Consider the following 17,742-nt stretch of genomic DNA (forward strand, 5'->3'; position numbering starts at 1 on the left):
TACGCGAAAGCCGTCAGTTGTGGCCGAAGCGCTTCTGGCGGCCCTTGCGGGCGACGTCGCTCGGGAGGACCTGGGACGCGCGCTGCGCGGCCTCGGACTCCATCGACGACTGCTGGGCCTGCTGGGCGCCGCGCTCGGCCGGGGACTGCTTCGGACCGCGGTTCTGGTTCCGGTTCTTGGCCATGGTGATGCCTCCTCAAGGGAATTAGGGGCCAGGGCCGCTGTCAGACTCACATACGGGGTGAAACGCCGCATTTTGGATCATTACGGAGGGTCAGGGCCCGCCGGGCGGGACATCCGCCACGCCGATGATCCAGTTCCGGCCGTCAAGCCGTCGGCGGTCGGGCAGACTCGAAGGAAACCCGGAGCAACTTCCGATCCCGAGTCCGACCCCCAGGGCCGAAAGAGGGTGGAACACGTGGACCGCTGCGTCGTCCTGGTGGACGCCGGCTACCTGCTGGGCGCCGCCGCCAGTCTCCTCGCCGGGGAACCGGCCCGTTCCCGGATCACCGTCGACCACGCCGCGCTGATCCAGCAGTTGCGCCAGCGGGCCGAGGCCGAGACCGCGCTGCCCCTCCTGCGGATCTACTGGTTCGACGGCGCGCCCGACCGGGTGCCCCAGCCCGAGCACCGCAGACTGCGCGTGATGCCCCGGGTCACCGTCCGGCTCGGCGCCCTGACCAGGAGCGAGGGGCGCTGGGCGCAGAAGGGCGTCGACGCGGCCATGCACACCGAGCTGACCGAGCTCGCGAGGAACAGGGCCTGCTCCGACATCGTGCTCGTCACCGGCGACGGCGACCTGCTGCCCGGCCTCATGTCGGCCAAGGAGCACGGCGTCGCCGTCCACCTCTGGGCCGTCCAGGCCGCCGACGGCGACTACAACCAGTCCGAGGACCTCGTCGCCGAGGCCGACGAGCGGCGGGTCCTCGACCGGACCTGGATCACCCGCGCCGTCCGCGCCAAGGACCTCAACGGACTCTGCGCGCCCCCGCCCGCCCCGCGCCCCGAGATCGCCGCCATCCTCTCCGCGCCGCTGCCCGAGGCCGCCCTCGCCGCCTCCGCCGAACGGGCCGCGGAGGCCGCCGCCGCGGCGGCCGTACGGAACGTGAGCGCGGCCCCGGCCGGGACGAACGGCTCCTCCGGCCCCTCCGACGACGGCCACGAGCACGCCCACGACCGCGCCGGGGAGAACGGCCGCGCCCCGGCCCAGGGCCGGGGCGTCCCCACCCCCAAGGACCTCGCGGGGCTGCGCGCCCCCGCCGTCAACGGCTCCCACGGGATCCACGGCTCCCACGGCGCCTCCGCGCCCCAGAGCGCGAGCGCGCTGCGCTGGTCCTCCGACCGGGGCTGGGTCGAGCGCCCCGCCCCCCTCGGCGAACCGCCCGAGACCGCCTCCCTGCCCACCCTCGCCGCGCTCACCAGCGCCGAGCAGCGCTGGGCCGACCGCGAGGAGGACATCACCACCGTCGGCGGCGACCCCTTCGAGGTCGGGCAGGTGTTCGCCCGCCGCTGGATGGAACGCCTCCCGGAGCAGGGTCACGTCCAGAAGCTCTCCACCCTCTACCCCCGCATCCCGCACCGCATCGACGGCGAACTCCTCCGCTACGCCGCCCGCTTCGGCCTCCTCGCCCACAAGGACGACCAGATCGACGAGCACGACCGGTACGCGATCCGGGCCGGTTTCTGGCGCGAGATCGACGTCCGCGCCGCCGCCGAACACGCCCCCGCGCCCGGAGCGGGCCCGGCGACCCCGTAGGCTCTTCCCCCGTGAGTACGGTGTGCGCGGTGCGGGATCTGGTCAAGACGTACCCCGCCACGCGCGGCGGGCGCGGTGCGCCGGCGACCCCCGAGGTGCGGGCCACCGACGGGATCAGCCTCGACGTGCGCGGCGGGGAGATCTTCGGGCTGCTCGGCCCCAACGGGGCGGGCAAGTCCACCCTCGTCCGCCAGGTCACCGGGCTCATGCGGCCCGACTCCGGCTCCGTCGAGCTCCTCGGCCACGACCTGGTCCGCCACCCCGAGCGGGCCTCCCGGCTCCTCGCCCACCTCGGCCAGGAGTCCACCGCCCTCGACGAGCTGACCGTCTCCCTCGCCGCCGTGACCACCGGCCGGCTGCGCGGCCTCACCGCCCGCGACGCGCGCGCCGAGGGCGACGCCGTCCTGGAGGAACTGGGCCTCACCGCGCTCGCCGCCCGGCCCCTCAAGAAGCTCTCCGGCGGACAGCGGCGCCTCGCCTGCGTCGCCGCCGCCCTCGTCGGCCGGCGGCCCGTCCTCGTCCTCGACGAGCCCACCACCGGCATGGACCCGGTCGCCCGCCGCGCCGTCTGGGCCGCCGTCGACCGGCGGCGCGCCGAACACGGCACCACCGTGCTGCTCGTCACCCACAACGTCATCGAGGCCGAGACCGTCCTCGACCGGGTCGCCGTCCTCGAACACGGCCGGGTCATCGCCTGCGACACCCCGGCCGGGCTCAAGGAGCGCGTCGCGGGCGAGGTCCGCGTCGAGCTGGTGTGGCGCGAGACCGCCCCCCTCCACCTGCCCGAGGTCGCCGCCCTGCGCGGCCTCGCCCAGGAGACCGGCCGGCGCTGGGTCCTGCGGCTCGCCCCCGACGCGGCCCGCGCGGCCGTCGCCACCGTCACCGGCGGCGCCGCCTTCGCCGCCCTCGACGACTTCACCCTGGCCACGCCCAGCCTGGAGGACGTCTACCTCGCCCTCGGCGGCGCCACGGAGGGCACGGAGGGGCTGGTGAAGGCGTGACCACCACGACACCCGGCTCCGCCGGGACCGCCGGGACCTCCGGCTCCGCCCCGCTTCCCGGCTCCGCCGGGGCTTCCGGCGCGCGTGGCCTCTCCTGCGCGGTACGCCGCTCCGGTGCTTCCGGTGCCGCCCGGCCTCCCGGCGCCCGGGGCGCCGCCCGCGCCCCGCACGCTCCCCTCCCCATCCCCGGAGGGCACCGCGTTCCGTACCCGCACGTGACCGTCAGGAGCTGTCCGCAGTGAGCACCGTGCCCGCCGAGGCCCTGCCGACCCGCGCGCCGGACGTCCGGTCGTACGACGAGGGGGCCGCCCCCGCACCCCTCGCCCCGGGCGCCCGGCTGCTGCCGTCCCTGGCCGCCGTCTACCGCGCCCAGCTCTCCCGGGCCCGCGTCGCCCGCATCCCGCTGCTCTTCGTCGCCACCTTCCAGTCCATCGGGATCATGGTCCTGATGCGCGGGGTCGTCGACGGCGGCTCCGAGGCGCGCGCCGTCGTGGCCGGTTCCACCGTCCTCGTCGTCGCCTTCGTCGCGCTCAACCTGCTCGCCCAGTACTTCGGACAGTTGCGGGCCACCGGCGGCCTCGACCACTACGCCACCCTGCCGGTGCCGCCCGCCGCCGTCGTGCTCGGCGCGGCCGGGGCGTACGCCTCCTTCACCGTCCCCGGCACCGCCTTCACCGCCGTCGCGGGCTCCCTGCTCTTCGGCCTGCCGCTCACCCACCTGTGGATCCTGGTCGCCGTCGTCCCGCTCTCCGGCGCCGCCCTCGCGGGGCTCGGCGCGGCCCTCGGGCTCCTCGCGCCCCGACAGGAACTGGCCACCCTCCTGGGCCAGCTCGGCATGTCGGCGGCGCTGCTCCTCGGCGTGCTCCCGGCGGAGCGGCTGCCCGGGCCCATCGGCTGGGCGCGGGACCTGCTGCCGTCGACGTACGGCGTGGAGGCCCTGGCCCACGCCTTCGACCCGCGCCCCGACTGGGCGGCCGTCGCCCTGGACCTCGCCGTCTGCGGCGCGGTCGGCGTCATCTCGCTCGCCGTCGCCACCCGGGCGTACCGCAGGGCCGCCGTCCGCTGAGGCGGGCCACCGGCACACCTGGCACGATGGCGGGGTGACCGCACCCCTGACTCCGCCTCACCAGCCGCAGCCGCACGACCCCGCCTGGCCCCCGCCGCCCCCGCCGACGTCCGGCCAGGACGGGGACCCGATCACGGCGGCCGAGGTCATCCAGGGCGTCCTGGTGACCGCCGTCTCGGCGGTCGCGGGAGCGCTGCTCGGAGTGCTGTGGCTGAACCTGGCCCCCCGCGTCCTGCTCGTCTCCGACGGCAAGGGCGTCTACCTCCAGAACTCCGAGGGGGAGTCGGCGATCGGCGCGGACGGCACGTTCGTCCTCCTCGCCCTGGCCTTCGGGGCGGTCGCCGGAGTCGTCGTCTTCCTGCTGCGCCGGCGGGGCGGGATCCCGCTGGTCCTCGGCCTGGCCGCCGGCGGCGTCCTGGGCTCGCTGCTCGCCTGGGGCCTCGGCACCCACTTCGGCCCCACCTCGGACGTGGTCGCCCACGCGAAGGCGGTCGGCCCCCGCGTCGCCTTCGAGGCCCCGCTGGAACTGAACCTGGGCGCCGCCGCGCTCCTCGCCTGGCCGCTCGCGGCGATGATCGCGCACCTGTCCCTGACGGCCGCCTTCGGCCCGCGCGACCCCGACCCCTGGGAGCACCCGGAGGCGCTCTGACGCACCGGCCCCGTCAGGCGCGGCCGATCGGGGCCACCACCGCCGAGGTGAGCGCGGCGAGGTCCGCGGGGGAGAGCTCGACCTCCAGGCCGCGCCGCCCCGCCGAGACGCAGACGGTCGCGTGGTCCGAGGCCGAGGCGTCGAGGACGGTACGGAGCCGCTTGCGCTGCCCCAGCGGGGAGATGCCGCCCCGTACGTAACCCGTGGTGCGCTCGGCCGCCGCCGGATCGGCCATCGTGGCGCGCTTGCCGCCGACCGCCGAGGCCAGCGCCTTCAGGTCCAGTTGGCCCGCCACCGGGACCACCGCGACCGTCAGCTCGCCGTCGACGTCCGCCACCAGCGTCTTGAACACCCGGTCGGGGGAGACGCCCAGGGCCTGCGCCGCCTCCTCGCCGTACGACGAGGAGGCCGGGTCGTGCTCGTACGCGTGCACCGTGAAGGACGTGCCGGCCTCCGTCAGGGCCACCGTCGCCGGAGTGCCCCCGCCGTTCTTCTTCTGCTTCTTCGCCACGCGCTCCTCCTGGGTTCCTTCGCGGCCCGCTGCTTCCCCGGCCGTCTCTCCCCGCCTCCGGCCGGACCCGGTCCGGCTCAGTTCGGGTACGTCGGGGCCTGCGTCAGGTCCACCACCGGCAGCGACGGCAGGTGCCGCAGGACCGCCGTCTCCCTGCGCAGCAGAGCCAGCTCCTCGCGCAGCCGCGTCGCCGTGTCCGGGGCCTGGAGCAGCCGCTGCTTCGACGGCGTGTCGAGCACCGCCGCCGCCGCGACCAGGTACGACACCACCGACGGGTCGTCCGGCAGCTCGCTCGTGGTCAGCGAGCGCTCCCGGGCCCCCGCCAGCCGCTTCTGGTAGCTCCGGAAGGCCCGCAGCACCCCCTCGGCGAGCGTGCCCGCGTCCTCGCCCGGCTCCTCCGGGATCTCCTCGACCTCGGCCGTCAGGAACGGGCCGCCGGCGTCGACCGAGAGCAGCCTCACCCGGGTCGTGCCGGTGGTCATCACCTCGAAGCTGCCGTCGGCGCGCTCCCGGATGCTCGCCGCGTCGGCGACGCAGCCCACCCGGTGGAAGGACTGGATCGGGTCGGGGCCGAAACCCGCCGCCGGACCCTTCTCGGGCAGCGCCGTCGGATCCGGCATCCCGGGCGCGGTCGGCGCGACCTCGCGGCCGTCGCGGATCGCGACGACGGCGAAGCGGCGCGGCTCCGACTCGTCGATCGTGAGCAGTTCGCGCATCATGGCGCGATAACGCTCCTCGAAGACGTTCAGAGGCAGCACGAGGCCCGGGAACAGCACCGTGTTGAGCGGGAAGAGGGGCAGGCGAGCGGTCACAGCCGCCAGCCTAATGGCCGACGGGCCCGCCCCGTCCGGCCCGTCCACGACCGGGCGTCCACAGGGGCGTCCGGCGGGCCACCTCGCACCGCGTCCGGTCCCTCGCCGTCAGGAACCGGAGGAGGGGGTCCTCCCTGCCCGGGCGGGGCCGGGAGCCCGGGGGAGGGCCCTCCGGCGCGGCGTCCCGCGCGGACCCCCAGGGGAACGAGGTCGCGCAGGGGCCGATCCGGCCGAACTCCTCCAGCGCCTCCGTCCACCGCCCCCGCTCCATCAGCACGTGCGCGAGCAGGTTGCGGACCCCGGCAGGCCACGGGTCGCCCGCCGGGAACGCCGCCGACAGGGCCAGGGCCCGGTCCGCCGCCCGGTCGAGCACGGCCGGCGGCGCGGACCCGTCCTGCCCCGGCGGCACCCGCAGCGCCTCGTGGGCGGCGTGGACCGGCAGCGCCCGCACGAGCGAGTCCGGGGCGGCGTCGTCGGCCGCCCGCTCGGCGAAGTCGAAGGCGGCGCGGCGCGAGCCGTGTCCCTGGGCGGACAGGTACTTCAGCGCCGCGACGTGGCAGCCGTAGTGGCGCGGGGAGCGGCGTACGGCCTGCTCCCAGAGCGACTCGAAGACGGCGGGCCCCGCCTGCGCCCCGCGCGCGTGGTCCAGGGCGAGCCGCCACGGCACCGGGTCGTGCGGGGCCGTCTCGGCGACCCCCCGCACCAGCGGCTCGATGTCGCGCAGGAGCTCGGCCCGCGCCGGCGACCCCCACGCCCTGCGGACGGCGAGCTGCGTCGTGACGAGGAGGGCGTCCGAGTCCTCGGGCGAGCCGGAGAGCCACTGGAGCAGCCAGTCGTCCCTGTGCTGGGCGAAGGTGGCGAGCCGGACGACGTACCGGTCGCGGTCCTCCCACTCGGCGGCGTCCCGGGCGGTGGCGAGCAGCTTCGCCGCGGGCTCGGGGTCGCCGAGGGCGGCGGCGACCAGGGCGGGGGCGAGCCGCTCGTCCGGGGCGTCGAGCAGCACGTCGTCGTCCGGCACGAGCCCGGCGGCGAGCCGCGGGGCGTGCCGGGCCGAGCGGGCGGCGCCTACCAGGGCGCGAAACAAGGACATGGCATGACGTATTGTCCCCCGTCACCCCCTGCCGCCGCAGCCGTCCCGGCAGGTCGTGACAGCTCCCTCACCCCGCCGTGACAGCTTCCACACGCCTGCCGCGCCCGGCTCCGCGTCCTGCCCGCGCCTTTACCGCTCCCGCCTCCGCGTCCCGGCGCGAGGAATCCCTCCCCGCCCCCTCACCCCCTGCTCAGCAGGCGGGTCGCGCCCGCCGCCACCGTCGTCGCGAGGATCCAGCCCAGCAGGACGAGCACCGCCGCCACCCACTGCCACACGCCTTCGAGGCGCCAGTAGCCGTCCTGGCCGAGGTTGATCACCGGCAGCAGCAGGTCCAGGGCGTACAGCGGGCCGTTCCACTCGGGCGCCTCGTCCGCCTTCAGCGGGACCGGCCGGTAGTGCGAGAAGGCCACCGTGCCCGCCGCCCACAGCACCGCCATCCACAGCGCCGCCCGGCCCGGCCGGTAGCCGTACGCCACCGTCCAGTCCTGGAGGTGGCCCCAGAGCTTCCCGGCGAGCGGCAGCGTCTCCCGCCGGCGCCGCTGCTTGGCGAGCAGCACCTCCCGCGCGTCCGCGTCCTCGCCGCTGTTGCGCAGCACCGTCGCGAGGCGTTCGTACGGCTCGGGGGCGTACTCCGGGGTCGCCGCCGCCACCCACTCCAGGCGCAGGGCCAGCGGGAAGCGCTCGTACGGCACGAGGTTCTCGTAGACGAAGCCGCCCATCGCGAGGCCGCCGGGCCCCGGCCAACTGCTCCACAGGTCGATCAGGGTGACGATCCTGGCGCCGTTGAGCACCACCCGCCCCTCCTCCGGGCGCTCGCCGTTGAACCGCAGCTCCGGGGTGACGATCCGGCGCAGCGACACCTCCTCCCGGCGCGCGCCGTCGAGCAGGAACCGGGCGTGCTTCAGGTCCACCGCGTCGCCGAACCGCCCGTCGTCGAGCCGCACCCCGCCGTGGAACTCGACCGGCTTGCGCAGCGTGCCCCGGGCGGGCGTCAGCCCGTACGGCGGGGTGGCCGTCGAGCCGTCCGCCGTCCCCGCCGCCCCCTCGTACACCCAGGCCGCGTTCAGATAGAGCGAGCGCTCCACCGTCAACTGCGGCGCGTTGAGCGCGCGGCGGCCCTGGGCCCCGCGCAGCACGCTGCCCCGCAGGCTGAGCGAGACCCCGACCTGGGCCCCGCGCAGGCTCAGCTCGCCGTACGTCTCGATCAGCTCGGCCTGGAGGTCCTGCGCCACCACCATCCCGTCCGCCGCGATCGCCCGTCCCCGCCGGTCCGGCCACACCTGGATCTGGTTGATCAGCAGGTCCGTGCCGATCTGGGCGTCCGTCAGACGGATGCCCCACCGCACCCGGCAGCGCGGCAGGTGCAGGTCCCCCTCCGTGTGCAGCCGGGCCGCCTCCAGACGCGGCAGCGCGCACTCGACCATCCGCAGGGTGCCGAACCGGGCCTCGGGCACCACCATCTCGCCGTCGAACCGGCACCCCTGGAGCTCCACGTACGGCCCTATCGTCCCGCCCGCCAGGTCCAGGACGCCGGTGATCCTGGCCCCGCGCAGCTTCAGCGCGGCCACCCGGCCGGACCGGGCCGCCGGTCCGGAGAGCAGCAGCAGCGCCATCACCTCGGCGCGGACGCTCCGCTCCTCCCCCCACTCCCACGCCCCGAACGGGTCGTCCCGCTCCGCGACCCCCTCCGTCAGGTCGCACGTCCTGCCCACCCGGAACGCCCGCCACAGGGCCCGCTCCGGACCCGTGAGGCCGTCCGGAATCCCGTCCTCGTGCGGCTCGGTCACTGCCGCCCCCTCGCTTTCCACGATCCGCATCCACGATTCCGCTCTGCGGGATTCATGGATTCGTACAGCCGTTCTTCCCGCTGTGTGACGGGCTGAACGCTAACGGTCAGGAGTGGCGACAAGACGCCAGTGTGGTGTGTATCAGCCAGTGATACGGGCGTCCGGCGCCGTGGGGCGTCTGAGAGAATTGACCCGTGATCTCTCGAATCGATCTGCGCGGCGAGGCCCTCCCCGAGGGTTCCGCCCTGCGTGACCTGCTGCCCCGTGCCGAGTTCGACGTGGAAGCCGCCCTGGAGAAGGTGCGGCCGATCTGCGAGGACGTACGGCATCATGGCGCGGCCGCGGTGATCGACTACGGGGAGAAGTTCGACGGCGTCCGCGTCCCGGGCCTGCGCGTCCCCGCCCAGGAGCTCACCCGCGCCCTCGACGAGCTCGCCCCGGCCGTCCGCGCCGCCCTGGAGGAGTCCGTCCGGCGCGCCCGGCTCGTCCACCGCGAGCAGCGCCGCACCACCCACACCACCCAGGTCGTGCCCGGCGGGACCGTCACCGAGAAGTGGATCCCCGTCGAGCGCGTCGGCCTGTATGTGCCGGGCGGCCGCTCGGTCTACCCGTCCTCCGTCGTGATGAACGTCGTCCCGGCCCAGGAGGCCGGCGTCGAGGGCGTGGCCGTCGCCTCGCCCCCGCAGAAGGAGTTCGGCGGCCTGCCGCACCCGACGATCCTGGCCGCCTGCGCCCTGCTCGGCGTGGACGAGGTCTACGCCGCCGGCGGCGCCCAGGCCATCGCCATGTTCGCGTACGGCACCGAAGACCGCGGGGACGAGCCCGGCTGCGCCCCCGTCAACCTGGTCACCGGCCCCGGCAACATCTACGTGGCCGCCGCCAAGCGCCTCCTCAAGGGCCGCATCGGCATCGACGCCGAGGCCGGACCCACCGAGATCGCGATCCTCGCGGACTCCACCGCCGACCCCGTGCACGTCGCCGCCGACCTCATCAGCCAGGCCGAGCACGACCCGATGGCCGCCTCCGTCCTCGTCACCGACTCCGAGGAACTGGCCGAGGCCACCGAGGCCGAGCTGAAGACCCAGGTCGCCGCCTCCAAGCACGTCGACGACCGGATCGTCCCGGCCCTGGCCGGCCGCCAGTCCGCGATCGTCCTCGTCCGCGACCTCGCCGACGGCCTCAGGGTCGTCGACGCGTACGGCGCCGAGCACCTGGAGATCCAGACCGCCGACGCCGCCGCCGTCGCGGACCGCGTCCGCAACGCCGGAGCGATCTTCGTCGGCCCCTGGGCCCCCGTCTCGCTCGGCGACTACTGCGCCGGCTCCAACCACGTCCTGCCCACCGGCGGCTGCGCCTGCCACTCCTCGGGCCTCTCCGTGCAGTCCTTCCTGCGCGGGGTGCACATCGTGGACTACACCCGCGACGCCCTCGCGGACGTCGCCCACCACGTGGTGACCCTCGCGGAGGCCGAGGACCTGCCGGCCCACGGCGCCGCGATCAAGGCACGTTTTGCCGGAGGCGAACCGGATCAGCACAGCGGGTGGAAGGTGCCGGAGAGCAAGTGACCGCAGACCGAGTGACCGCAGACCGGCCGACCGGAACCGGCGTGACCGGAATCGACGACCTGCCCGTCCGGGACGAGCTGCGCGGCAAGTCCCCCTACGGCGCGCCCCAGCTCGACGTCCCCGTCCAGCTCAACACCAACGAGAACCCCTACCCGCTGCCCGAGCCCCTCGTGGCCCGGATCGCGGAGCGGGTCGCCGAGGCCGCCCGCGGCCTCAACCGCTACCCCGACCGGGACGCGGTCGAGCTGCGCACCGAGCTCGCCCGCTACCTCACCCGCACCGGCGGGCACCCGGTCGCCGTCGAGAACGTCTGGGCGGCCAACGGCTCCAACGAGGTCCTCCAGCAGCTCCTCCAGACCTTCGGCGGCCCCGGCCGCACCGCGATCGGCTTCGAGCCCTCGTACTCGATGCACGCCCTGATCGCCCGCGGCACCGGCACCGGCTGGCTCTCCGGCCCCCGCAACGAGGACTTCACCATCGACGTGGCGGCCGCCGGGGAGGCGATCGCCGAGCACCGCCCGGACGTCGTCTTCGTCACCTCGCCCAACAACCCCACCGGCACCGCCGTCGACGCCGACACCGTCCTCGCCCTGTACGAGGCGGCCCGGGCGGCCGGGCCGTCGATGGTCGTCGTGGACGAGGCGTACGTCGAGTTCAGCCACCGCGACTCGCTGCTGCCCCTCATCGAGGGCCGCCCGAACCTGGTGGTCTCGCGGACCATGTCCAAGGCCTTCGGCGCCGCCGGACTCCGCCTCGGCTACCTCGCCGCCCACCCCGCCGTGGTCGACGCCGTGCAGCTCGTCCGGCTGCCGTACCACCTCTCCGCCGTCACCCAGGCCACCGCGCTCGCCGCCCTGGAGCACACCGACACCCTCCTCGGGTACGTCGAGCAGCTCAAGGCCGAGCGCGACCGGCTCGTCGCCGAGCTGCGGGCGATCGGCTACGAGGTCACCGAGTCCGACGCCAACTTCGTGCAGTTCGGGAAGTTCCCCGACACCCACGCCGCCTGGCAGGCGATCCTCGACCGGGGCGTCCTGGTCCGGGACAACGGCGTACCGGGATGGCTGCGCGTCACCGCCGGCACCCCCGAAGAGAACGACGCGTTCCTCGACGCGGTCCGTGAATTGATGAAGGAGCAGGAACGATGAGCCGCGTAGGCCGCGTTGAGCGCACCACCAAGGAGACCTCCGTCGTCGTCGAGATCGACCTCGACGGCACCGGGAAGGTCGACGTGTCGACCGGGGTCGGCTTCTACGACCACATGCTCGACCAGCTCGGCCGCCACGGGCTCTTCGACCTCACGGTCAAGACCGAGGGCGACCTGCACATCGACTCGCACCACACCATCGAGGACAGCGCCCTCGCCCTCGGTGCCGCCTTCAGGCAGGCCCTCGGCGACAAGGTCGGCATCTACCGCTTCGGCAACTGCACCGTCCCGCTCGACGAGTCGCTCGCCCAGGTCACCGTCGACCTCTCCGGCCGCCCGTACCTCGTGCACACCGAGCCCGAGAACATGGCGCCGATGATCGGCGCGTACGACACGACGATGACCCGGCACATCTTCGAGTCCTTCGTCGCCCAGGCCCAGATCGCGCTGCACATCCACGTCCCGTACGGGCGCAACGCCCACCACATCGTGGAGTGCCAGTTCAAGGCCCTGGCCCGCGCCCTGCGCTACGCCTCCGAGCGCGACCCGCGCGCCGCCGGCATCCTCCCCTCCACGAAGGGCGCGCTCTAGTCGTGAACGGCCTGTCCACCATCCTGATCGTCGTCGGGCTGTTCCTGCTCGGCGGCATCTACTCCTTCGCCAAGCAGCAGATGCCCAAGGGCGTCATCGTGCTGCTCTCGATCGGCGCCGCGATGTGCCTCGCCGCCGGCGTGCTCCGTCTGGACGTGTGGTCATGAGCGCCCCCGGAAGCCCCGTGAAGGGGAGCCCCAAGAAGGTCGTCGTCTTCGACTACGGCTTCGGCAACGTGCGCTCCGCCGAGCGCGCCCTCGCCCGGGTCGGCGCCGACGTCGAGATCACCCGCGACTACGAGCGCGCCATGAACGCCGACGGGCTCCTCGTCCCCGGCGTCGGCGCCTTCTCCGCCTGCATGCAGGGGCTCAAGCAGGCCCGCGGCGACTGGATCGTCGGCCGCCGCCTGGCCGGCGGCCGGCCCGTCATGGGCATCTGCGTCGGCATGCAGATCCTCTTCGCCCAGGGCATCGAGCACGGCGTGGAGACCGAGGGCCTCGACGAGTGGCCCGGCACGGTCGAGCCGCTGAACGCCCCCGTCGTTCCCCACATGGGCTGGAACACCGTCGACGCCCCCGCGGACAGCGAGCTGTTCGCCGGGCTCGACGCCGACGCCCGCTACTACTTCGTGCACTCCTACGGGGTGCGCGAGTGGACGCTGGAGATCGGCAACCCCCACATCCGCGCCCCCAGGGTCAGTTGGGCCACCCACGGTGAGCCCTTCGTCGCGGCCGTCGAGAACGGCGCCCTGTGGGCCACCCAGTTCCACCCCGAGAAGTCCGGCGACGCCGGAGCCCAGCTCCTCACCAACTGGATCGGAACCCTGTGAGCAGCACGCTTGAACTCCTCCCCGCCGTCGACGTCCGCGACGGCCAGGCCGTCCGCCTCGTCCACGGCGAGTCCGGCACCGAGACCTCCTACGGCTCCCCGCTCGAAGCGGCCCTCGCCTGGCAGAACTCCGGCGCCGAGTGGCTGCACCTGGTCGACCTCGACGCGGCCTTCGGCACCGGCGACAACCGCGAGCTGATCGCCGAGGTCGCGAAGGCGATGGACATCAAGGTCGAGCTCTCCGGCGGCATCCGCGACGACGCCTCGCTCGCCGCCGCCCTCGCCACCGGCTGCACCCGCGTCAACCTCGGCACCGCCGCCCTGGAGACCCCCGAGTGGGTCGCCAAGGTCATCGCCGAGTACGGCGACAAGATCGCCGTCGGCCTCGACGTGCGCGGCACGACCCTGCGCGGCCGGGGCTGGACCCGCGACGGCGGCGACCTGTACGAGACGCTGGCCCGCCTCGACTCCGAGGGCTGCGCCCGCTACGTCGTCACCGACATCGCCAAGGACGGCACGCTCCAGGGCCCCAACCTGGAGCTCCTGAAGAACGTCTGCGCGGCCACCGACAAGCCCGTCGTCGCCTCCGGCGGCGTCTCCTCCCTGGACGACCTGCGGGCCCTGTCCGGCCTGGTCCCGCTGGGCGTCGAGGGCGCGATCGTCGGCAAGGCGCTGTACGCCAAGGCCTTCACCCTCGAAGAGGCGCTCGCGGCGGTGGCGTCGTGACCTCCGGCGTCCGCAGGGTCGTCACCGGGGCACCCTGGGAGGAGCAGTTCGGCTACTCCCGCGCGGTCGAGCTGCCGAACGGCACGGTCCTGGTCTCCGGCTGCACCTCGGTGGTCGACGGCCAGATCGCCGACGGCGCCCCGTACGACCAGGCGGTCAACTCCTTCCGGGTGGCCTTCGGCGCGCTGGAGCAGCTCGGCCTGGGGGCCGAGCACGTCGTCCGCACCCGGATGTACCTCACGCACGCCCGGGACGTGGAGGAGGTCGGCCGCGCCCACAAGGAGCTGTTCGACGCCGTCCGCCCCGCCGCCTCCATGATCATCGTCTCCGGCTTCGTCGACCCCCGCCTGGTCGTCGAGGTCGAGGTCGAGGCCTACCGGAGTGAGGGTTCATGAGCCTCGCCGTACGCGTGATCCCCTGCCTGGACGTGGACAACGGCCGGGTCGTCAAAGGCGTCAACTTCCAGAACCTGCGGGACGCGGGCGACCCCGTCGAGATGGCGAAGCTGTACGACGCCGAGGGCGCCGACGAGCTGACCTTCCTCGACATCACCGCCTCCTCCGGCAACCGCGAGACCACCTACGACGTGGTGCGCCGCACCGCCGAGCAGGTCTTCATCCCGCTCACGGTCGGCGGCGGCGTGCGGTCGGCCGAGGACGTCGACCGGCTGCTGCGGGCCGGCGCCGACAAGGTCGGCGTCAACACCGCGGCCATCGCGCGCCCCGAGCTGATCCGGGAGATCGCGGAGCGCTTCGGCCGCCAGGTGCTCGTCCTGTCCGTGGACGCGCGCCGCACGGAAACCGGCTCCTTCGAGGTCACCACGCACGGCGGCCGCAAGGGCACCGGCATCGACGCCGTCGAGTGGGCGCACCGCGCCGCCGAGCTCGGCGCGGGCGAGATCCTGCTCAACTCGATGGACGCGGACGGCACGAAGGACGGCTACGACACCGAGATGATCGCGGCCGTGCGCAAGCACGTGACCGTGCCGGTGATCGCCTCCGGCGGCGCGGGGAAGCTCTCCGACTTCCCGCCGGCCGTCGCGGCGGGCGCGGACGCGGTGCTCGCGGCCTCCGTCTTCCACTTCGGCGACCTGCGGATCGGCCAGGTCAAGGAGACCCTGCGGGAGGCGGGCCACCCGGTCCGCTGAGACCCGGTTCCGCTTCCTGGAAGGGCCCCTCCGGGGGCCCTTCTTCGCACCAGTACGTGCAACATTCCTTTCGCAATTTCTGTTGCGCAACTTTTCCTTCGTATCTAGGGTCATGGTCATGACCTCACCGGAGAACCGCCGGATCACCGACCTCGGCACCCTCAAGGCCGTCTCGCACCCGCTGCGGATGCGCCTCTACCGCGCCCTCTTCACGGCCCGCACCGCCACCGCCTCCCAGCTCGCCGACCAGGTCGACGAGGCCGTCTCCCTCGTCAGCTACCACCTGCGCAAGCTCGCCGAGCACGGCCTCATCGAGGAGGCCGGGTCCCGGTCCACGGACGGCCGCGAACGCTGGTGGCAGCCCAGCTCGTACGGCTTCGGCATCCACGACGAGGACATGCGCCACGCCCCCGAACTCGTCGCCGCGAACGCCGCCTTCAGCCGTACGGTCGAGGCGCAGCGCGGCGAGATGCGGGCCCGCTTCCTCGACGAGCGGCACACCTGGTCCGCCGAGTGGCGCGCCGCCTCCACCAGCTCCGAGTGGCTGCCCCGCCTCACCGCCCCCGAACTCGCCGCGCTCGCCGCCGAACTGGACGCCGTCGTCAAGAAGTACGACCAGCGGGCCCGCGCCGCCGAAGAGGCCGGCGACACCGCGGGGCGCGAGAACGTCGCCGTCCACATCAACGGCTTCCCCTACCGCGCATGAGCGCCGCCGTCCTCGCCGCCGCCCCGCCGCGGCCCGCCCACCGCGACCCCCAGGTCCTCCGCTGGCTCGGCGCCTACACCGCCTCCACCGTCGGCGACAGCGTCTACTACCTCGCCCTCTCCTGGGCCGCCGTCAGCAACGGCAGCCCCGCCCGGGCCGGTCTCGTCATGGCCGTCTCCGCCGTGCCCCGCGCCCTGCTCCTGCTCTTCGGCGGGGTGATCGCGGACCGGCTCGGCCCGCGCCGGGTCGTCCTCGTCTCCGACACCGTCCGCTGCCTGGTGACCCTCGGCCTCGCCGCCGTACTCCTCGCCGCCTCGCCCGGCCTCTGGCTGCTCACCGCCGTCGCGCTCGTCTTCGGCGCCGTCGACGCCGTCTTCCTGCCCGCCGTCGGCGCCCTCCCGCCCCGGATCGCCGCCCACGACCAGCTCGCCCGCGTCCAGGGCCTGCGCGGCCTCGCCCACCGCATGGGCTCCGTCCTCGGCGCCCCGCTCGGCGGCCTCGCCGTCGCCACCGGCGGCCCCGCGAGCGCCTTCGGAGCCGCCGGAGCGCTCTTCGCCCTCTCGCTGCCCCTGCTCCGCGCCCTGCGGCTCCGCCCGCTGCCCACCGGGGAGAAGCCCGGGAGCCCCGTCCTGCGCGACCTCGCCGACGGCCTGCGCCACCTCCGCGGGCACCGGGTCCTCGGCCCGCTGATGATCACCATCCTCCTCGCCGACCTCGGCTTCGTCGGGCCCCTCAACATCGGTCTCGCCCTCCTCGCGGAACAGCGCGGCTGGGGCGCCCCCGGCATCGGCTGGCTCCTCGCGGGCTTCGGCGCCGGCGCCGGGGCGGCCTCCCTGCTCCTCGCCGTCCGCGGCCGGCTGCCCCGGGCGGGCGCCACCCTCGGCTGGACCATGCTCCTCGGAGCCGCGGCCGTCGCCGTCCTCGCCTTCGTGCCCCGGCTGCCCGCCGCCGTGGCCGTGGCCGTCGCCGTCGGACTGCTCGCCGGGGTCTCCGGAGCGCTGTGCCACGCCCTCGTCCAGACCGAGTGCGACCCCGCCCACCTCGGCCGGGTGAGCGCCGTCTCCAGCCTGGGCAGCCTCGGCCTCGCCCCGCTCGGCATGCCGCTCACCGGCGCGGCGGCCGGCCTGTGGGGCACCGGCCCGGTCTTCGTCGCCGGCGCCGCCGTCTGCGCCCTCTCCGGCGCCTTCGCCCTCACGGTCCCGGCCCTGCGCCGCGCCGAACTGCCGAGGTAGCGCCGGGCCGCCGCCCCCGGAAGCGCGGAAGCGGCACCGGGCCGCCGGACAGGCCCTAGATCCCCAGCCGCTTCGTCTCCCGCAGCCGCTCGATCGCCTGCGGTTCGCCGTCCAGCGCCACCTTCGCCGCGTCCTGCCGCCCGTACAGGTACATCGTCAGCTCGCCCGGCTCCCCGGAGGCCGTCACCACCGGGGTGCCCTTGCGGGCGACCACCGTCTGCCCGTCCGGGCGGCGCAGCACCAGGCCCACCGGGACCTTGCGGCCGAGCAGCCGGGCCGTGCGCTCCAGGCGGGACCAGAGGGCGTCCGCGAAGACCGGGTCCAGCTCACGGGCCGACCAGTGGGGCTGGGCCCGCCGCACGTCCTCCGCGTGCACGTAGAACTCGACGACGTTCGCCCCCTCGTCCACCTGCTTGATCGTGAAGGGCGAGAACTTCGGCGGGCCCGTGCGGATCAGCCGGATCAGCTCGTCGTACGGCCGGTCGGCGAACTCCGCCTGCACCCGGTCCTGCCGGTCCTTCAGCGCCGGTACGAGCGAGCCGGCCGCCGCGTCCGGGCGCCGCTCCCGCACCACCAGATGGGCCGCGAGGTCCCGGGTCCGCCACCCTTCGCAGAGCGTCGGCGCGTCCGGACCGGCCGCCTCCAACAGATCAGCCAGCAGAAGCCGTTCACGTTTGGCATGGGTCGACATGTCCGCCAGCGTACGGCGGACGCCGACGGTCCGCCCAGTGGACGTCCGCCGGACACCGCCCCAGGGCGCGGCACAATGGCGCCATGAGCAGCAATCTCGACCCGGCCCTCTCCGCCCGCCTCAAGCGCAGCCCGGACGGACTCGTCCCCGCCATCGCCCAGCAGTACGACACCGGCGAGGTGCTGATGCTCGGCTGGATGGACGACGAGGCCCTGCACCGCACCCTCACCACCGGCCGCTGCACCTACTGGTCCCGCAGCCGCGGCGAGTACTGGGTCAAGGGCGACACCTCCGGCCACGTCCAGCACGTCAAGTCCGTCGCCCTCGACTGCGACGCCGACACCCTCCTCGTCAAGGTCGACCAGGTCGGGGCCGCCTGCCACACCGGCGCCCGCACCTGCTTCGACGCCGACGTGCTCCCCGTATCCCAGTAAGGT

The 17,742-nt window shown here is 74.5% G+C and carries 21 protein-coding genes; 15 read left to right on the plus strand and 6 right to left on the minus strand.

Annotation, left to right across the window (positions count from 1 at the left end; all coding sequences use genetic code 11):
* Positions 1-13: 13 nt before the first annotated feature.
* On the minus strand, positions 14-184 hold the full coding sequence (locus tag ACFYNX_RS09320) for a hypothetical protein (RefSeq protein ID WP_185893632.1): 171 nt from the start codon (positions 182-184) through the stop codon (positions 14-16).
* A 225-nt stretch (positions 185-409) separates the two neighbouring features.
* Here ACFYNX_RS09320 and ACFYNX_RS09325 point away from each other — a divergent pair, with 225 nt between their 5' ends.
* From ACFYNX_RS09325 to ACFYNX_RS09340, 4 genes are all read left to right on the plus strand, one after another.
* Positions 410-1,756, plus strand: coding sequence for an NYN domain-containing protein (locus ACFYNX_RS09325; RefSeq protein ID WP_388659306.1), 1,347 nt, complete (start codon positions 410-412; stop codon positions 1,754-1,756).
* 20 nt (positions 1,757-1,776) lie between these two features.
* The gene (locus ACFYNX_RS09330; protein ID WP_365541127.1) at positions 1,777-2,757 is read left to right on the plus strand and encodes an ABC transporter ATP-binding protein; all 981 of its coding nucleotides are present in this window, start codon (positions 1,777-1,779) and stop codon (positions 2,755-2,757) included.
* Positions 2,758-2,995: 238 nt separating this feature from the next.
* Positions 2,996-3,823, plus strand: a complete 828-nt coding sequence (locus ACFYNX_RS09335; protein WP_388659309.1) for an ABC transporter permease — start codon at positions 2,996-2,998, stop codon at positions 3,821-3,823.
* 34 nt (positions 3,824-3,857) lie between these two features.
* On the plus strand, positions 3,858-4,472 hold the full coding sequence (locus ACFYNX_RS09340) for a DUF2567 domain-containing protein (RefSeq protein ID WP_388659310.1): 615 nt from the start codon (positions 3,858-3,860) through the stop codon (positions 4,470-4,472).
* 13 nt (positions 4,473-4,485) lie between these two features.
* Here the strand turns inward: ACFYNX_RS09340 and ybaK are convergent, their stop codons facing one another.
* The 4 genes from ybaK to ACFYNX_RS09360 form a co-directional block, all read right to left on the minus strand.
* The gene (ybaK, locus tag ACFYNX_RS09345; protein ID WP_388659312.1) at positions 4,486-4,983 is read right to left on the minus strand and encodes a Cys-tRNA(Pro) deacylase; all 498 of its coding nucleotides are present in this window, start codon (positions 4,981-4,983) and stop codon (positions 4,486-4,488) included.
* A gap of 77 nt (positions 4,984-5,060) precedes the next feature.
* Positions 5,061-5,795 (minus strand): LON peptidase substrate-binding domain-containing protein, encoded by a 735-nt coding sequence (locus ACFYNX_RS09350; RefSeq protein ID WP_388659315.1) that lies wholly within the window; start codon positions 5,793-5,795, stop codon positions 5,061-5,063.
* 10 nt (positions 5,796-5,805) lie between these two features.
* Complete coding sequence (locus tag ACFYNX_RS09355; protein WP_388659318.1) at positions 5,806-6,885, minus strand: hypothetical protein; 1,080 nt, start codon at positions 6,883-6,885, stop codon at positions 5,806-5,808.
* A gap of 179 nt (positions 6,886-7,064) precedes the next feature.
* Positions 7,065-8,672, minus strand: coding sequence for an oxidoreductase (locus ACFYNX_RS09360; protein ID WP_388659320.1), 1,608 nt, complete (start codon positions 8,670-8,672; stop codon positions 7,065-7,067).
* 194 nt (positions 8,673-8,866) lie between these two features.
* Here ACFYNX_RS09360 and hisD point away from each other — a divergent pair, with 194 nt between their 5' ends.
* The 10 genes from hisD to ACFYNX_RS09410 all read left to right on the plus strand — a co-directional run bounded on the left by hisD (position 8,867) and on the right by ACFYNX_RS09410 (position 16,614).
* Positions 8,867-10,237 (plus strand): histidinol dehydrogenase, encoded by a 1,371-nt coding sequence (hisD, locus tag ACFYNX_RS09365; RefSeq protein ID WP_365540972.1) that lies wholly within the window; start codon positions 8,867-8,869, stop codon positions 10,235-10,237.
* Positions 10,238-10,278: 41 nt separating this feature from the next.
* Positions 10,279-11,385, plus strand: a complete 1,107-nt coding sequence (locus ACFYNX_RS09370; RefSeq protein ID WP_388659323.1) for a histidinol-phosphate transaminase — start codon at positions 10,279-10,281, stop codon at positions 11,383-11,385.
* Positions 11,382-11,975 carry an imidazoleglycerol-phosphate dehydratase HisB gene (gene hisB, locus ACFYNX_RS09375; protein ID WP_365540969.1) on the plus strand — a complete coding sequence of 198 codons (594 nt, stop codon included), beginning with the start codon at positions 11,382-11,384 and terminating at the stop codon, positions 11,973-11,975. The genes ACFYNX_RS09370 and hisB overlap by 4 nt, the downstream gene beginning before the upstream one ends.
* A gap of 2 nt (positions 11,976-11,977) precedes the next feature.
* Entirely contained in the window at positions 11,978-12,142 is a 165-nt protein-coding gene (locus tag ACFYNX_RS09380) for a hypothetical protein (RefSeq protein ID WP_030205444.1), read from the plus strand.
* Positions 12,139-12,804, plus strand: a complete 666-nt coding sequence (gene hisH / locus ACFYNX_RS09385; protein WP_388659326.1) for an imidazole glycerol phosphate synthase subunit HisH — start codon at positions 12,139-12,141, stop codon at positions 12,802-12,804. Before ACFYNX_RS09380 ends, hisH begins: the two co-directional genes overlap by 4 nt.
* Complete coding sequence (priA, locus tag ACFYNX_RS09390; RefSeq protein WP_365540966.1) at positions 12,801-13,529, plus strand: bifunctional 1-(5-phosphoribosyl)-5-((5-phosphoribosylamino)methylideneamino)imidazole-4-carboxamide isomerase/phosphoribosylanthranilate isomerase PriA; 729 nt, start codon at positions 12,801-12,803, stop codon at positions 13,527-13,529. Before hisH ends, priA begins: the two co-directional genes overlap by 4 nt.
* Entirely contained in the window at positions 13,526-13,924 is a 399-nt protein-coding gene (locus tag ACFYNX_RS09395; protein ID WP_365540964.1) for a RidA family protein, read from the plus strand. Before priA ends, ACFYNX_RS09395 begins: the two co-directional genes overlap by 4 nt.
* Positions 13,921-14,676: an imidazole glycerol phosphate synthase subunit HisF gene (gene hisF / locus ACFYNX_RS09400; protein WP_365540962.1), complete on the plus strand. Its 756-nt coding sequence runs from the start codon at positions 13,921-13,923 to the stop codon at positions 14,674-14,676. The genes ACFYNX_RS09395 and hisF overlap by 4 nt, the downstream gene beginning before the upstream one ends.
* A gap of 118 nt (positions 14,677-14,794) precedes the next feature.
* A complete protein-coding gene (locus ACFYNX_RS09405) occupies positions 14,795-15,382 on the plus strand; it encodes a winged helix-turn-helix domain-containing protein (protein WP_388659331.1) in 588 nt (195 codons plus the stop codon).
* A complete protein-coding gene (locus ACFYNX_RS09410; RefSeq protein WP_388659334.1) occupies positions 15,379-16,614 on the plus strand; it encodes an MFS transporter in 1,236 nt (411 codons plus the stop codon). Before ACFYNX_RS09405 ends, ACFYNX_RS09410 begins: the two co-directional genes overlap by 4 nt.
* A gap of 55 nt (positions 16,615-16,669) precedes the next feature.
* Here the strand turns inward: ACFYNX_RS09410 and ACFYNX_RS09415 are convergent, their stop codons facing one another.
* The gene (locus tag ACFYNX_RS09415; RefSeq protein WP_365540956.1) at positions 16,670-17,305 is read right to left on the minus strand and encodes a TIGR03085 family metal-binding protein; all 636 of its coding nucleotides are present in this window, start codon (positions 17,303-17,305) and stop codon (positions 16,670-16,672) included.
* Positions 17,306-17,388: 83 nt separating this feature from the next.
* Between ACFYNX_RS09415 and hisI the strand changes: the two genes are divergently transcribed.
* The gene (hisI, locus tag ACFYNX_RS09420) at positions 17,389-17,739 is read left to right on the plus strand and encodes a phosphoribosyl-AMP cyclohydrolase (protein ID WP_356543510.1); all 351 of its coding nucleotides are present in this window, start codon (positions 17,389-17,391) and stop codon (positions 17,737-17,739) included.
* The last annotated feature ends 3 nt before the right edge of the window (positions 17,740-17,742 follow it).

This window comes from Streptomyces sp. NPDC007872, assembly GCF_042868165.1.
Classification (GTDB): Bacteria; Actinomycetota; Actinomycetes; order Streptomycetales; family Streptomycetaceae; genus Streptomyces.

Excerpts from the sequence above, each read along its gene's own strand:
- ACFYNX_RS09320 (WP_185893632.1), bottom strand. The coding sequence starts at position 184 with ATGGCCAAGAACCGGAACCAGAACCGCGGTCCGAAGCAGTCCCCGGCC.
- ACFYNX_RS09355 (WP_388659318.1), bottom strand. The coding sequence starts at position 6,885 with ATGTCCTTGTTTCGCGCCCTGGTAGGCGCCGCCCGCTCGGCCCGGCAC.
- hisB (WP_365540969.1), top strand. The coding sequence starts at position 11,382 with ATGAGCCGCGTAGGCCGCGTTGAGCGCACCACCAAGGAGACCTCCGTC.
- hisH (WP_388659326.1), top strand. The coding sequence starts at position 12,139 with ATGAGCGCCCCCGGAAGCCCCGTGAAGGGGAGCCCCAAGAAGGTCGTC.
- hisF (WP_365540962.1), top strand. The coding sequence starts at position 13,921 with ATGAGCCTCGCCGTACGCGTGATCCCCTGCCTGGACGTGGACAACGGC.
- ACFYNX_RS09405 (WP_388659331.1), top strand. The coding sequence starts at position 14,795 with ATGACCTCACCGGAGAACCGCCGGATCACCGACCTCGGCACCCTCAAG.
- ACFYNX_RS09410 (WP_388659334.1), top strand. The coding sequence starts at position 15,379 with ATGAGCGCCGCCGTCCTCGCCGCCGCCCCGCCGCGGCCCGCCCACCGC.
- ACFYNX_RS09415 (WP_365540956.1), bottom strand. The coding sequence starts at position 17,305 with ATGTCGACCCATGCCAAACGTGAACGGCTTCTGCTGGCTGATCTGTTG.
- hisI (WP_356543510.1), top strand. The coding sequence starts at position 17,389 with ATGAGCAGCAATCTCGACCCGGCCCTCTCCGCCCGCCTCAAGCGCAGC.